General features: G+C 45.1%; 9 protein-coding genes. All 9 read right to left on the bottom strand.

The genetic code is table 11. The features are described from left to right. Positions 1–87 precede the first annotated feature (87 nt). Positions 88–2,070 (bottom strand): BT_3987 domain-containing protein, encoded by a 1,983-nt coding sequence (locus JXR92_RS08045; RefSeq protein ID WP_117965952.1) that lies wholly within the window; start codon positions 2,068–2,070, stop codon positions 88–90. A 38-nt stretch (positions 2,071–2,108) separates the two neighbouring features. Continuing rightward, positions 2,109–3,263: a DUF1735 and LamG domain-containing protein gene (locus JXR92_RS08040; RefSeq protein ID WP_117965949.1), complete on the bottom strand. Its 1,155-nt coding sequence runs from the start codon at positions 3,261–3,263 to the stop codon at positions 2,109–2,111. A 9-nt stretch (positions 3,264–3,272) separates the two neighbouring features. Next, complete coding sequence (locus JXR92_RS08035; protein ID WP_117965946.1) at positions 3,273–4,286, bottom strand: glycoside hydrolase family 18; 1,014 nt, start codon at positions 4,284–4,286, stop codon at positions 3,273–3,275. 22 nt (positions 4,287–4,308) lie between these two features. Further along, positions 4,309–5,898: a RagB/SusD family nutrient uptake outer membrane protein gene (locus JXR92_RS08030; RefSeq protein ID WP_138345103.1), complete on the bottom strand. Its 1,590-nt coding sequence runs from the start codon at positions 5,896–5,898 to the stop codon at positions 4,309–4,311. A gap of 11 nt (positions 5,899–5,909) precedes the next feature. Continuing rightward, positions 5,910–9,296, bottom strand: a complete 3,387-nt coding sequence (locus JXR92_RS08025) for a TonB-dependent receptor (RefSeq protein WP_117965940.1) — start codon at positions 9,294–9,296, stop codon at positions 5,910–5,912. A gap of 304 nt (positions 9,297–9,600) precedes the next feature. Continuing rightward, complete coding sequence (locus JXR92_RS08020) at positions 9,601–11,877, bottom strand: GH92 family glycosyl hydrolase (protein WP_117965937.1); 2,277 nt, start codon at positions 11,875–11,877, stop codon at positions 9,601–9,603. Positions 11,878–11,942: 65 nt separating this feature from the next. Continuing rightward, positions 11,943–12,932, bottom strand: coding sequence for a FecR family protein (locus JXR92_RS08015; protein ID WP_165491389.1), 990 nt, complete (start codon positions 12,930–12,932; stop codon positions 11,943–11,945). An 11-nt stretch (positions 12,933–12,943) separates the two neighbouring features. Then, positions 12,944–13,537 (bottom strand): RNA polymerase sigma-70 factor, encoded by a 594-nt coding sequence (locus JXR92_RS08010; protein ID WP_138345101.1) that lies wholly within the window; start codon positions 13,535–13,537, stop codon positions 12,944–12,946. Continuing rightward, on the bottom strand, positions 13,516–15,780 hold the full coding sequence (locus tag JXR92_RS08005; protein ID WP_206897468.1) for a GH92 family glycosyl hydrolase: 2,265 nt from the start codon (positions 15,778–15,780) through the stop codon (positions 13,516–13,518). The genes JXR92_RS08010 and JXR92_RS08005 overlap by 22 nt, the downstream gene beginning before the upstream one ends. Positions 15,781–15,899 lie beyond the last annotated feature (119 nt).

Genomic DNA, 15,899 nt, shown 5'->3' with positions numbered 1-15,899 from the left:
ACTTTGAGCAAAGCCCTCCTTTGTTTCATGTATGAAAAGGTTCAAGCATCCATTTTTCCGAAACCTCAGTTTACGGAAAACATGGCATCAGCGTACCTTCTTCATCGTATAGTTCTCACTCACGAAGTAAGGAACATCGGGGAAGATGTCGTTCTCAATCTCACCGCCTACATACTTATAAGGGTTGATAGCCCATCTGTTGCCCAAACCATAGATACGCATATCACCGTTAGGAGCAATATCGCCATCCATGGAATAATTATCATACTTAGGATATGCTTTCCACTGGAAGGCATTACTATAAGTACCGAAATGCATCTTGTAGGTAGCAGGGTCTTCAGCATCGCCCTCATGAATGGTTTGCGGATAGATGAGCAGTGCACCGTTATAGTAATCGCAATGCATCGGATACTTACCGGTAATTTCGGGGAAAGTACCCCAGTTGTAAACTACATATCCGGTACCTTCTTCATCTTTCTCTATAATTACATTCTTCTCAAAATCCTGACTGCCTTTCCAATCCCACCAGCGAGGATTGCCTTCTTCATCCACATAGGTAAAGAGGGAGTTACTGGAAGTTACTTTCCATTCACCGACCAAATCTTCATAGCCCATCATCTTTCCTTGATAAGCTTCACCAGTACGGTTCCAGTACTTACCGCTCCACTCCACTTCATCATCAAAAAGTACTTTACTTATTTCCGAAAGCAGCGTATAATACTGATACATCAGCGGTTTGGGATTGTAGAACATCTGAATGCCATAACCTTCATCTTTCACTTTTTGGAATTTGCTCTTGTCAAATCCATTCCAACCTCCGTTCAACTCATCATTAATCTTCCAAGGCAGCGGAGCATACTTGGATTTGGGCAGGTTCTCAAAATGAGACGCTTCACGGCCAAAAGCTCCATTAGGATTCTGATTCTGGTAATAACCATAGGTCATATAGTCCACAATATCACCAACTTTCACACCTTCTACCTCGCCATCGGGAGAATCAAGCGAACCATATTCATACACACCGATCAGTTTATCTCCAAATACCTGGCGGCACTCATAAACCAAACGTGCGAAGTTGGCACGTGAACGTTTTTCGAAGCCGGGACTGGGGTTGGAGTTGTTGTAACTGGTGTACTCATCATCAAAGTCAATGCCATCCAAACCATAGATATCCAAATAAGCCTTCAGTTCCTTGGCAAAGTCTTTGGCGGCAGCTTCAGAAAGGTTACCCATACCGGCCTCATCATGGTTGCCAAGAATAGTCATAGCCACCTTAATGCCCTTAGCCTGCAAAGGACGGATGAACTTATCCGCATTTCTCAGCAAGAAAGAAACCTGGTCATTGCAAAAAACATGTACGCGACCGGTCTTGCTATCCACATTGATATTGGCAGCAAAAATGCTGACTACATCAAAGAAAGGCTTTCCGTCGCTCTTCATGGTATATTCACCCATATTCAAGATGTTCTCGTCATTTACTTCCACAAAGCAATGTGTAAGTATATCACCCTTACTGATACTCTCAGGAATAGCAGCCAAAGGCTTTACCAAGTAAATATATTCCTGATTGTTTGTAGAAACTTCCACACCGTTATTGGCAGATGCAGAAACGGCAACAGCATAAGTTTGTCCGATTGTGCCTCCTGCATTGATATTCAGTTCCACAGAAGCCGACTTCTGTTCGCCCGCCTTGATAATGACAGTTCCACCGTTCGCCAGACTCAACTTATCGGCGGGATACATTTTATAGCTTGTTCCATTCTTCTTATTATAAGCTTCCAAAACGTCTTCGTCCACTTTGAAGGTCACCGTAACATCCTGCTCTGCAGCTTTGCTCAGTTCAAAATAGAGATGTCCGGTAGCAACCTTGTCGCCAAAAACGGAAATCGGAGTAAGTTCACGTGCACCAGCGGCAGACTTTACATAACCATACACGCCATCCACAGTATCCAGCTTGTCGCTGTTGCCGGTGTTGATGACAACATCATCTTCACAACCGGTAAAGCATATTCCTGCACATGCAAAAGCCATTGCCAGCAAGCCTGATTTTACATGATTCATATATTTCATAATCAATATCTTTTTATTTGAATTAAGGTATAACTAAATTATTTGGCGGGCAGTTCCACAGCAGTCCAAGTCAATGGTTCAACTGCAGTAGCATTGTTCTCATTTCCGCTATAGTCATGAATGGCAGTACCGGCACCTTCATCGAACTTCCAGTAAGAAACCAGTCCGTCAGCATCCGGATCTACCTGGTAGAAGTGGTCCTTTGCATTGATTTCTGCTGATGTCAACACCTTGTTCCAGATACGTACCTCTGAGATGTTACCTTCCAACCAGCGGTCACGATTGTATGAATGACCAATCCAGAATCCGTTACCTTCATCAGTCATAGTCTGCCCCCAGTTCACAGCACCGCAGTCCAAAGTAGTCTCCAACATATTCTTACCATTGATGTAAACTATAACAGTTTTTGCATCCGCATCGTAGGTCACAGCTATATGTGTCCATTCATTTGTCGGAATAGCCAGACTCTCATCAGTCACATTGCCACTGCTTGTAGCCACCTGCAATTGGTTCTGAGGAATTCCGGCATCACCGATACGGAGCAGGAACTTGCCTTCGATACCCATAATGGAAGTCAGCATCTTGTCGAACTTGCTTACGCGAATCAACGCTTCTGCCGTCAGTTTATTCATATTATTGGCTACATCCGGATTGGTCCAAGTTACGTAAACCAGATTCTTGGTAATATCAGGAACCGTATTAATCAATGCAGCACCCTTCAGCACGTAGTACATGGTACCGGAGCTCTTCAAGACTCCGATACTTGCCTGGTCTACCGTAACCGGCAATACATATACCTTCTCACGGTCCAGTTCCGTCAAGTTCTTGAAGCTGACAGTGATGTCATCTGAAATGACAGCACCGGCCAAAATGGTAGCCTGCGGAGTTTCTACCGTATAATAATTTTCCGGCAGCGCCTCGGCTGTGTCATAATAGGTGGCGTTATAAGTAGCTACCAAGGAAGGGTCCGCCTTCAAGGAAATAGTTATGTCCCGTGATTCAGGGCGAGCCATTGAAATCCGGAATGAACCTTCCGTATCGGAAACTGTGTTTTTCAACAACACAGTGCTGGTCATCGCCGAGCTGTTGATATACACCTGATTATCGAAATTCTCAACGTCATTATCATTACAAGCAGCAAATACACCTGCCAATAATGCCATCGATACTAAATATATACTTTTCAGTTTCATGATATTCTTTTATTTTTTAGGAGCAGGATTCATAATATTGATAGCTTCTCTCACGTATTGGTAGGTATTGGTTGCATTGTAGTAATCATTCTGCATGTTCTCAATAGCCAAACCAGCTTTTATAAACTCAGCAGACGGCTCTGTCACCCAATAAGCGGCTTCCGACAGAGCTCTCAAAGCATTGTAATATCCGGTAGTCTTATCAGTTGTATCCAGAGAGATGGTAGATGCCGATACAATGAAGCGGTCAGCCGGAACACCGTCTGCCATCAAGGCCTGAAGCGCTTCTATCCCCAGTTGGGCAACATCCGTGACATCATTTGTAATCAAGATGATATGGTCACAAGAAGACAGTACAGACTGACCTATCAGGTTGGCAGGATACCCCTGGAACACCAGCTTCTTACCCGAATTGGCGCTCTTCCAGTTGGCTATCACACTGAAAAAGGTATCTTGATTTGCCTTTGCTTCAGCCTTGTCAGCTTCGGACATGTAGATAGGATTGCTGCCGCGATATTCAGCAACAATGCCGTCGAAAGGAGCTTCCAGAGCAATCAATCTGTTCAACTCAGCAGAAAGATAAGCCGAGAATGTGGACGTTTCCGTTCCTTCCTTCACCTTGTCGGTATGTTCCTTCAAGATATTGTCATAACTGATAGAGTAGAATACTTTTGTTCCTTTCTCGTGTACACTTACAATGTCTTTCAGTTCGAATTCCACTAAATCGGGAGTAGTCACAATAATTACGTCCAGACTGTCAGGCACATCTGACATGTGTTGCCCACGACTGAAAGGAACTTTCTCACTATTATCAAACCAGCCGTACACAATCTTATGGTCAGAATTCTTATATTCCTGCAAGTTCTTCAGATACTTGGCATACAATTCGGGAGACTGTTCGTCGATTCCGGGTTCTGCCAAATTGATGCTTTCTGTATCTGTCCAGTCGGAGCAGGCAGACAATGCCAATACGGAAAAAGCTGCCAGCGCAATTCCTTTAAATGATTTCTTATATAATTTCATAATTATTCAGCATTTATTGTTATTATTTACGTGCCCACCATACATCAGTAGCCATGTTGTCCGGTCCACCCAGATAATTGCTTACTGCATCCTGCACGTTTTCAGTATTATTTGTATATTCTTCAGAAGGATAAGGCATGCGACGTGCACCTTTCTCGCTGTCAACAATTCCATTACTCTTATTGCCTTCGCTGGTTGCAGGCAACAGTTTGGGATAACCCGTACGACGGTAATCAGCCCAAGCCTCGTTGCCTAACGGCCAGTTAGCAATCCATTTCTGAGTAATGATACGCTCCTGCTTTTCCTCTTTGGATGCTCCCTCATTCCATTTGATGGTAATGTTTGAAAGGTTCTTTTCATACGTATTAAGACCAGCAGGATCCTTATAAAGGGCAGGGACACTGCTTTCATCAGCCAGATAACTGTCTACCCCCGTAGCTCCCCATTGTTCAAAAGAAAGGCGGACACCTTGTTCATAAAAATCAGCCGCAGTTCCTTTCATGCTGAAACCATAGACTGCAGTAGCTTCAGCGCGCAAGAAGGCAACTTCCGCTGCATTCATCCAAAGCACAGGGTCTGAAGAGGAAATCTTCACCCGTGAATAATTTATGAAAGATTCCCTCGCTTTGCTGAGATCGATACCACGGCGTAATCCTACATAAGACTCTCCCTCCCATTTGGATTCTTCAAAATAGCTGGCGCGGCGATTGTCATTGTAACCGTTCATGTAACAGATGATGTCAGCAGCAGGATGGGTATCACCGCCTGATGCTTCTTCATTATAACGCACTGCCATAAACAGCGGGTTGCTGATTGTTCCGAAATACTTCCATGTAGCATTGTCTGCATTTGTTTCAATCAAGCCCAGTTCATGATTCACTGCGCTTTCAGCCATCTCTTTGGCTTTGGCAGGACTTACATTGGCAATGCGGATAGCTAGACGCAACTTCAATGAGTTGGCAAATTTCACCCATTTCTGTACATTACCGCTGTATACGAAGTCTGCAGAAGCGACCAACGCCGCGTTTCTGTTCTCGGTCAGCACCTCAATGGACTCGTCCAGTTCCTTGAAGAATGCATTGTAGACTTCTTCCTGCGTATCATAAGGAATAGTTATCTTGCCATCCTGACCAATCTTGGAATAAGGGATGGGACCATATGTATCAGTCACGCGGCTCATGGCAGCAACCTTTATGATTTGTGCAATAGCATAGGGAACCGGATTGTTGGTATTCTCCGATACTTGTTTCACTGTGCTCAAGTTAGCATATAATGTCGAGATGATACGGTCACTCATCAAGAATACGCGTGTCCAGTCATTCGTAGCATTAAAATTGGATATTGTATTGGACCAGCCGGCATTTGAATCGGCAAAATAACCTCCCAACGGTCCGCCCAACAAACAATCGGTAAATTGTGCCGTATTGACGTCTGACGAAATAACCGTACTTGCCAAGTTACTCATGGCAGAACCCAGTGCATAATCATCGGGAGTCAAATCGCCCGGTTGATAAGGATTGGAATTGATATCCATATAATTGCCGGTGCAGGACATAAAGCCCATAAGCAATGGAGCAATAATCAATTTATTTATTATATTTCTCTTTTTCATATCGTTTGGTATTAAAATTTAAAGCTCAAGCTAAAGCCGATGTTACGCAAAGCCGGCATCATGAAATAGTCGATTCCCTGATAGAAGTTATCGGTAGAAGCCACACTTTCTGGATCGAAAGGAGCCTTGCTGTAAATCATCCATAAGTTGCGGCCTACCAACGAAACCTTGATATCACACACATCGTTCAACAACTTTTTGGGAATAGTGTAACCCAAGGAAACTTCCTGCAGGCGAACGTTGGTAGCAGAGTAAGTATAGTATTGGGGAACAGCTGTACCACTACCGACTACACCATACCATGTTTCGGGATTTACCTTGTCCTTGCCATTCACCAATACGTAACCTAAATCACGTGCATCCGCAGAGGCCTCAGACACACCATAGTAATCCAACATGGCTTGTGTACGTGAGTAGACCACACCACCCAAACGGGCTGAAATCAAAAAGCCTGCTGTGAAATTCTTCCAGATGAAGTTGTTACGCCAAGCCAAATTCCCCTTAGGAAGTACACTTCCCAATTTGATGTATTTGTCAGGATCGGTAATGGTTTCCGTAGCAACTGCTCCGTTCTGGTCTACAAAAATCTGTCCATTGGCATCACGCTTCATATCTCTCAGAGAGTAAAGGTCCCCCATGCTTCCTCCCTCTTTCAGCAAGAAGCGGGCATCACCTAAACCACCCATATTCAACGTGCTCAAAGAGAACAACTCACCGGTAACGGGGTTGATGGCTTTGTCTGCCAGTGTCAAAATCTTATTCTTGTTGCTGGAAAAAGTTATACCAGTATCCCATGTAAAGTCCTTCCAAGTATTCTTATAGTTCAGTGACAACTCAATACCGGAGTTACGTACGGCACCGGTCTGGATATACAAAGCCGACCAACCGCTGACAGGCAACTGCGGATTGAATGTCTGATTCATAGTCTTGGCATTGTAATATGTCACATCCAATTCAAAATTTTTGAGGAAACGCATGTTCAAACCGATTTCCCAAGAATTGGTACGCTCAGGCTTCAGATTATACAACGGATATTGAGTCGTGATACTCCATTGACCGGAACTTGAATTCCATTCGTAGTGAGGATTAGCCAAGTATCTGGAGAAAGCACTACCAACAGATGCCCATGAACCACGAACCTTTATAAAAGAAAGATAATCTTTGTTCAAGTTAGGCATCAGTTCAGACAGTACAACAGAACCACCGACTGAAGGATAAAAGAATGATTTACTGTTGGAGTTGGGACCTGCCAACTGTGAAGGCCAGTCGTTACGTCCGGTCAGCGTCAAGAAGTAAGTATTCTTGTAACCAAGCTCAGCCGAAGCGAAGAGAGACTGAGTCTGTTCACGCCATCCCTCCTGCAAGCGCTGTGTCTTGCTGGCACTCAGGTTCTGGATAGCAAAGTAGTTGGTTAGACCTACCGGTTCACCACCGAAAGCATCACCACCGTCAGCAATCGGACCACGTGTTTTCATTGCATCCGAACGTATATCGGAGAATGAACCACCGACGTTGGCCTGGAGTGACCAGTCTTCACCGAAATATTTGTTGATACTCACCAGGAAGTCAGCATACAACTGTTTGTCCTGCGTCTTAGTAATACCATAAAGACCTCGTGAAGAACTCTCGGTGAGCTGAGTATTGGTAGAAGCATAAAACTTTTCTGTATAGTCATTATTGGAGTTATCCAAACGTACACGTCCTGAAACAGTCAGCCAGTCCAGAATCTTATAGCTCAAACCGGCATTCAGCATATAGCGATCCTTCTTGTTCTGGCGCAAATTGCGGTAGTTAATCCAATAAGGATTCTGCATTACCATACCTTCGTCCCCTACCGGCCAATATTGCGTATAAATCTTACGGGCAGCGTCATAGCGCTCATACATGCTGATATCCGACCAGTCGTTGCTGCGCGGGAACAAATAAGCACCCACCAACGGGTTATTGTAGGTACCCTGGTTCGTCATGTTCTGGTCATTCTGCAGAATATAGCTTGCACCGAAGTCCAAAGTCATCTTGTCGTCCAAGAAAGTAGTGGTATTACGTACCGTGAAGTTGTAACGGTTGTATTTGTTGTTGGGAACAATACCCTTAGAGTTTACGGCAGCAGCCGATGCATACGTCTGGTTTTTTTCTGTACCAGTTGACAAAGAGATGCTTTCCGTCCCTACAATACCCGTCTGGAAATAATCATCTTTCGGACTGTAATTGTAATTATTGGCTGCAGACAAAGGAGCTCCCCAGCTCATGGCTCCTGAAGTGCTCATCACACCACCGGTTCCCGTACCATACCGGTTTTGGAAGCTCGGCATCACAAACGGATTGGTGAATTCAGTATTGCTGCTGACAGTAAGACTCACCTTACCTTCTTTACCTTTCTTTGTAGTGATGACAATGGCACCGTTGGCAGCTTCCGAACCGTACAAGGCAGCAGCGGCGGCGCCAGTCAAGACCGACATTGACTCGATGTCTTCCGGGTTGATGTCAGCAATCGGTTCTGAAGATCCCTGGGAGTCGAACTCCTTACCTCCGGCAGTACCACGGCCAGAGAAAATAGGCACACCGTCAATTACATAAAGTGCATTGGAAGACTGCATGATGGATTTCGTACCACGCATCACTACCTTTGACACGCCACCCACACCGGATGAAGAAGCATTGATATTCACACCTGCTACTTTACCACTCAATGAGTTCACAAAGTTGGCGTCTTTATTGGAAGTAATGGCATCTGTATTCACCTGCTGTACATTGTAGGACAATGCCTTTTCCGAACGCTTGATACCTAGGGCAGTAACCACAACTTCTTCAAGCTGTTGGGTATCTCCGGCCATCATCACATTAATCGGTGCATTACCTTTCACGGGAATTTCCTGCGTAGTATAACCGATATAAGAGAATACGATCACCGGATTCGCTTCCGTAGTGGTCAACGTAAAGTTACCGTCGAGGTCGGTAATGCACCCGTTGCTGGTACCTTTTATCAATACATTCACACCAATCAGAGGTCCCATGTCATCTGACACGACTCCGGTAATCGTCCGTTCTTTCCCTTGTTGGTTGCCCTCTTGAGGAGCAGCAGACTTTTCAGAAAGATAAACGATGTTATCCTCCACTTTATAGGAAATGTCTTTCCCTTTGAGAATAACATTCAAAGCATCTTCTATAGACGCATTGTTCACTTTGACGTTTTCTACCGGCAACGCAGCCAGTTTGTCGTCATAAAAAAATTGATACTTGGATTGAGACTTGATTTGTTCAATGACTGTCCTCAATGTGCCGCGAGACACATTCAGGTTTAATTGGGCAAAGCCCCACTGGATAGAAACTGCCATGAACAACAAAACTAATAAAGCCCGCATGAACGTCGAACTCCGAAAAGCATAATTGTCTTTCATAAACACAATTTATAGGTTATACAATAAATTACTTCGAGAGATTCATTCTCTCGCATTCCTATATAAAACAACAGACAATGAAAATACACTTACTGAAAAAGTATCTTTTTTATCATTAATCCTAAAAAAAAAGAGTTACCCCGAAAATAAGTTGATATATCATTTTGCTCAATATTACTAACGAAGTAAATAATTATTTCCACCTGATTCAAGAAAAACACCTATAATACAGATTGTAAATAACAAAATGATATATCAACTTATTTTCGAGGCAACCCTTTTCTTACTATATTATTACTATTCTTTACTTCTTCAGTTCATTCGAGAAAGAATAAGGATAATCTTCCGGCTGCGTACCTCTCTTCATATTAGGCTGGCTGCCCATATCAAACCTCAAGGTACCGCCATTCTGCAAATTGCCATGCGTCAGATAATTCCTGGAATAATCCACGCCGTTCACCTTGAGAGACTCGATATACATGTTCTCCGGTGAGTTATCCGGAGCGTCAATTGTCAGGGACTTACCGTTCTCGAAATGGAGGGTAGCCTTACGGAACAGAGGGGCGCCCAGTACATACTCGTCCGTACCAGGGCAAACCGGATAGAAACCAAGTGCAGAGAAGACATACCACGCGGAAGTCTGACCGTTGTCCTCGTCACCGCAATAACCGTCGGGACCGGCAGTGTACATGCGGTTCATTACCTGACGAAGCCAATATTGGGCCTTCCAAGGCTCCCCGGCATAATTATAAAGGTAAATCATGTGCTGGATGGGCTGGTTGCCATGGGCATAGTTACCCATATTCATCACTGTCATCTCACGGATTTCATGGATTACCTGGCCGTAATAGCTGTCATCGAACAAGGGTGGAACAATAAATACAGAGTCAAGCATCTCCACGAAAGATTCCTTGCCACCCATCAAGTCTATCAGACCTTGAGGGTCGTGGAATACAGACCAGGAATAGTGCCAACTGTTACCTTCAGTAAAGGCATCACCCCACTTCAATGGAGAGAAAGGAGCCTGGAACTGGCCGTCTTGATTACGACCACGCATCAGCTTGCTTTCCTTATCAAACACATTCCTATAGTTCATGGCACGTTCCGCAAAGAGTTTCTGCTCCTTCTTCGGACGGTTCAACTCTTTTGCCATGCGGTAGATGCACCAGTCATTATAAGCATACTCCAAAGTACGGGCAGTGTTCTCGTTGATTTTCACATCGTAGGGAACATAACCAAGCTTATTGTAATACTCATAGCCGAGGCGACCCGTAGAAGAGACCTCGGGATGGACATTCTTTGTACCGTTGATGAGACCTTCGTACAGCGTCTGCACATCCTCCACCTTCACACCTTTCAGATAGGCATCTGCCAGTACGGAAGCAGAGTTGTTGCCAATCATACAGCCACGGTGACCCGGACTTGCCCATTCGGGGAAGAAACCGCTTTCCTTATAGGTGTTGACAAGACCTTCCTGAATCTGCCTGTTCACTGACGGATACATCAGATTAAGGAATGGAAAGAGACAGCGGAAAGTATCCCAGAAACCGGTATCCGTATACATATAACCGGGCAGCACCTGACCATTGTAAGGGCTGTAATGAATAGGACTTCCCGCCTCATCCAGTTCATAGAATGCACGGGGGAATAACAAGGAACGATACAAACATGAGTAGAAAGTACGGTACTGGTCAAGGGTTCCGCCTTCCACATCAATACGGCCCAGCACCTTGTTCCAGGCATCCTGACCTTTCTGAACCAATGTTTCCAAATTGTCATTGCCAAGCTCCTTCAAGTTACGGTCAGCCTGCTCAAAACTGATGAAAGAAGAGGCTACACGGGCATGTACCACTTCACCCTTGCGGGTTTTGAAGCCGATAACAGCACCGGCGTGTCCGGCTTCCTGCTCAACCTTATTCTCGGTCAAGACGCCATCGGCTACAGACGCCTTATAAGTAAAAGGCTTGTCGAACTCTATCACGAAATAGTTCTTGAAGTTCTCGGGAACACCGCCGCTGTTACGGGTAGTATAACCGATAATACGATTCTGTTCCGGAAGTATCTTCACATAAGAGCCCTTGTCAAAGGCATCAACAACAACGTATGAATGATCATTTTCAGGGAAAGTGAAACGGAACAATACGGCACGGTCGGTAGGGGTGAACTCGGTAACCACATCGTGTTCGGCAAGATATACCTTATAATAATGAGGAAGTGCCACTTCGCCCTTGTGGGAGAACCAGCTTGCACGCTTCTCCTCATCAAACTCGGGCTTGCCAACCACCGGCATGATGGAGAACTGCCCGTAGTCGTTAATCCAGGGACTGGGCTGGTGTGTCTGCTTGAAACCACGGATCTTGTTCGCGGTATAGACGTATTGCCAGCCGTCACCCATCTTACCAGTCTGAGGAGTCCAGAAGTTCATACCCCAGGGACGTGCGATCGCAGGATAGGTATTACCGGTGGAAAGCTCGAAAGTAGACTGCGTGCCGACAAGAGGACTGACATACTGGGTAAAGTCCTTGGCATGCAGCCACAAGGAACTGCTCACAAAAAGAAACAATAGGATTAATTTTCGCATAATATTAGAAAGTTGTTAGTATTAAATAAATTCTTCTCGTCATATCTCGGATTTGTGCGGCCTTCCTACTTCATTGAGGAGAGGAAAACACTGTTCCCCACAATTTTATACTCCAATGGAATGGCATTCTTTATCAGATTCAGCACAGCCCCCACACTCTCTTTTTTCTTCAGTGTACCCGAGTAGGTCTTGCTTACATCTATGTTCGGTGCCAGAATTATCCTCACCCCATACGAATTCTCCAATGTACGCGCAATGGTGTATAGGTCAGCCTTCTCAAAGACAAACTCATTATTGTGCCAGTTTTCGATTCCCGTATCCACCTGCTTCACCACCAGACGCCTAGTCATTCCGTTCAGCTCGGCTTTCTGTCCGGGGGCAAGGATAATCATACCCTCGCCATGATTGCCTTTCACCTCTACTTCGCCTTTCAGAAGGGTAGCTACTGCAGACATCTTAGCCTTGTCAGACTTGAGGTTGAAAACAGTTCCCAATACTCTGACCTGCATGGCCTCACTCTGTACGACAAACGGTTTTTCCGGATTCCTCATTACCTCAAAATATCCTTCTCCTTCCAGATAAACCTTTCTTCCCTTCCCTGCAAACTCATACGGATATTTCAAGGTAGTATTTTTATTCAGCCAGACTTTTGTGCCATCCGGCAGTTTCAATTCCTTAATCTTATCATGAGTGGTGACAGCCAGTAATGTTTCCGGCTGGCTATAAGTCTGATAAAAAAGATAGCCGAAAGTACCCAAAAGGAAGAAGCCCACAAATACGGCCGCATACCGCATCCATCCAACCATCCTCCGTACCTTGTATTGTTTCGTCTTCTCTTGTTCCAACCTTTTAAACAATCGCTTTTCGACCTTTTCTATGTCTTGTGCATTCGAAGTATCCCCCAGTCTCCCCAAGTGGTAAATCTCCTCCAGCCTGAACAATTCGCGTGCATTCTCACCCGACCCTTCCAGCCAGGCGTTCACCTCACGAAGTTCATCTTCCGTACATTCACCCATAAGGAACTTGGCCAATATCTCCTCATTCAACTTATTCATTCTTTCCTTCATTATGATAATAAAACAACGCTGCTCGCAAAAACACTTACTTTCCCGATGAAAAACAGAGCCAACATCAGGTTCAGATACCCCAGTTTATCGCGCAGCAACTTCAAAGCTTTGTACATGTGAGCCTCCACCGTACGCAATGACACTCCCATCGTATCAGCTATCTCCTTATTCTTCATATCATGCAGATAGCTGAGTTTGAATACCATCCGGCACTTGTCCGGCAATTCATTGATGGCATCGGACAGCTTCCTTCTGAGTTCGGCATCCTCTATCCGTTTCACCACATCATTGCTGTCGGGTTGATAGAACTCAACCCTCTTTTTATGGATTTCGAGCATGACAGCCTCATAGCCACTTACAATGTCCCGATGCTTCAGAACGTTCAAGGCACGGGTATACACCGCCCTATACAAAAAAGCCTGAATCTGCTCTCCCACCTTCATGGCATCTTTCCGCTTCCACAGCTCCACGAAAACATCCTGCACCACATCTTCCGCATCTTCTTCCCCCACAATGCGTGTGGCGTAGAACAGCAGATTGGTATAATACCTGCGGAAAAGGGATTTATATGTCAAGTCGAAATGTTCATCCATATTTTAGCCGGTTGTCGGGGGCTGTACCATGCATCACCTGGCTTATCCCCCATTTCAAATTCGAAAACACTTCCATCCATTATCTGTTCATGCGTAATATAACTTTTGTCATAGCTCTTACCGTTGAGTTTGACAGATTGAATGTAGCAATTTTCCTTGCTCACCGCCGGTGCCAGTACCTTAAAGGTCTTTCCACCAGGCAGGTGCATCTTCATTTCCGGATATAGGGGGGTACCGATTTCATATTTTCCGCCAACCGGGTCTACCGGATAAAAGCCCATCGCACTGAACACATACCAAGCAGACATCTGTCCGCAATCCTCGTTGCCACACAAACCGGCAGGAGTGTTCAGGTAGAGTTCATGCATCACCCGGGCTGCATATTTCTGGGTTTTCCAAGGTTGATCCACAGCATTGAACAGATAAATGACGTGATGGCTAGGCTCATTTCCATGCGCATACTGGCCAATCATTCCGGTGCTGAAAATAGGCAGCTCATCATCTGCAGAAGGATTATAGGTAAACATACTGTCCAGCTTCTGGGCAAACCGTTCCTTACCTCCGGTCAAAGCTATCAAGCCGTCAATATCCTGCTGTACAGACCAGAAGTACTGCCAGCCGTTGCTCTCGCAGATGTGCGGAGTATAGTCGTCCGGCGAGAAGTTCCGGATAAACTCTCCCTTGTCATCACGGGGCTGCATGAAAGAACTTACCGGATTGTAAACATTCCGGTAATTACGGGAACGCTTATAAAACTCGTCCGCTACCTCCTTATCGCCCAGTTTCTCTGCCATACGGGCTATACAATAGTCATCGTATGCATATTCCAGTGTTTTAGAAAGTGACCAGTTTTCCGAATTATACTGATCCGTCACATTATAAGGAACATAAGCATATTTCTTATATAACCCAATGCCACGATAAGAATCGATATTGGCAGTAGCTACACAAGCCTCCAAGGCCTTTTTCGCATCGAAGTCCCCAATACCTTTCAGATAGGCATCTACAATAACTGGTACAGAGTGGTAACCTATCATCATATCTGTCTCGCTCCCCTGAAAATTCCATACGGGAAGGCGACCGTTCTGTTCGAAGAAGGCGAGGAAGGACTTCACCATATCGTTCACCCGTTCCGGCTCAATAAAGGTATAGAGAGGATGAGCCGCACGGTAAGTGTCCCACAAGGAGAAAGTACTGTAATTTGTCCAGCTCTCCGCACGGTGCACTTGCTTGTCGGGACCGTAATAAGCACCGTCCACATCACTGTAAATGGTAGGAGCAATCATCGAATGATACAAAGCCGTATAGAACTTGACTTTCTCATCACGGTCATCGCATTTTATTTCTATCCGGGACAATTGTTTGTTCCAATCATCCTGCACAGCTGCCAGGTATTTGTCGAAATCATCATCGGGTACTTCGGCTGCCAAATTACGTGCCGCCCCTTCCATACTCACACCGGAGATGGCAGTACTAACAAGAATCTGTTCTCCTTCCTTAGTCTGAAAGTCGAATCGTGCAATGACGGATGTCCCTATCCGCTTGCCATCTTTCTCTATGGCAGCTGTATCGAGCTGCATCACAACAAACGGTTTGGAGAAACGGGTACGGAAGTAGAGGCGCTGGTCGCGTGCCCAACCGTCAGAGTAACGGTAACCTTGCACCGTTACCGAATCGACGACTTCTATGTGAGAATCATTGGTAAAATCCCAATTCATGGCTTTCCGCAAATTCAGGAAAACGGCAGCATCGGCTTTGGGGAAAGTATACCGCTGAATGCCACAACGCTCGGTGGCCGTCAACTCTACATTGATATTATAATCTTTCAGACGCACCTGGTAATATCCGGCGCTTGCCGACTCTTCCGAATGAGAGAACAAAGAGTGAATGCCGAGCGGAGCTTCCGCCTCCTTATAAGGCAATGTCACCGGCATAAAAGAGATATCATACAAGTCACCAGCGCCGGTTCCGGAGAGATGGGTATGGCTGAAGCCTGCAATGGTACTGTCTGGATAAAAATATCCGGAAATACGGTCCCAGCCCGGCAGTCCGTTGTCAGGACTGAGTTGCACCATGCCAAACGGTGCCTGGGCACCCGGATAGGTGTTTCCAGTAAAATCTGTACCGATAAAGGGGTTCACGAACTCTGTATAAGACATACTCTTCACATCCGACACTTGTGGGGTACATGCCAGAAAGGATGAAAAGACCACAAACAAACAACAAGATTTTATCAAATTCATAACATTATAGGGTTAACGTGTATAGTATAACAACCTAACCGGATAAAACACTTACACATCTTGTCACTTTTTCAACAGAATTCATGCAAACAAAAGTAATACAAAATTCCGATTAATCC

Origin of the sequence: Bacteroides parvus (assembly GCF_017309675.2) — a bacterium.
In the GTDB taxonomy this organism is placed as follows: domain Bacteria; phylum Bacteroidota; class Bacteroidia; order Bacteroidales; family Bacteroidaceae; genus Bacteroides; species Bacteroides uniformis.
The sequence above is the reverse complement of the archived record's forward strand: the minus strand, read 5'-3'. Positions and strand labels throughout refer to the sequence as shown.

Coding starts and splice junctions, on each gene's coding strand:
- JXR92_RS08045 (WP_117965952.1), bottom strand. CDS start 2,070: ATGAAATATATGAATCATGTAAAATCAGGCTTGCTGGCAATGGCTTTT.
- JXR92_RS08040 (WP_117965949.1), bottom strand. CDS start 3,263: ATGAAACTGAAAAGTATATATTTAGTATCGATGGCATTATTGGCAGGT.
- JXR92_RS08035 (WP_117965946.1), bottom strand. CDS start 4,286: ATGAAATTATATAAGAAATCATTTAAAGGAATTGCGCTGGCAGCTTTT.
- JXR92_RS08030 (WP_138345103.1), bottom strand. CDS start 5,898: ATGAAAAAGAGAAATATAATAAATAAATTGATTATTGCTCCATTGCTT.
- JXR92_RS08025 (WP_117965940.1), bottom strand. CDS start 9,296: ATGAAAGACAATTATGCTTTTCGGAGTTCGACGTTCATGCGGGCTTTA.
- JXR92_RS08020 (WP_117965937.1), bottom strand. CDS start 11,877: ATGCGAAAATTAATCCTATTGTTTCTTTTTGTGAGCAGTTCCTTGTGG.
- JXR92_RS08015 (WP_165491389.1), bottom strand. CDS start 12,932: ATGAATAAGTTGAATGAGGAGATATTGGCCAAGTTCCTTATGGGTGAA.
- JXR92_RS08010 (WP_138345101.1), bottom strand. CDS start 13,537: ATGGATGAACATTTCGACTTGACATATAAATCCCTTTTCCGCAGGTAT.
- JXR92_RS08005 (WP_206897468.1), bottom strand. CDS start 15,780: ATGAATTTGATAAAATCTTGTTGTTTGTTTGTGGTCTTTTCATCCTTT.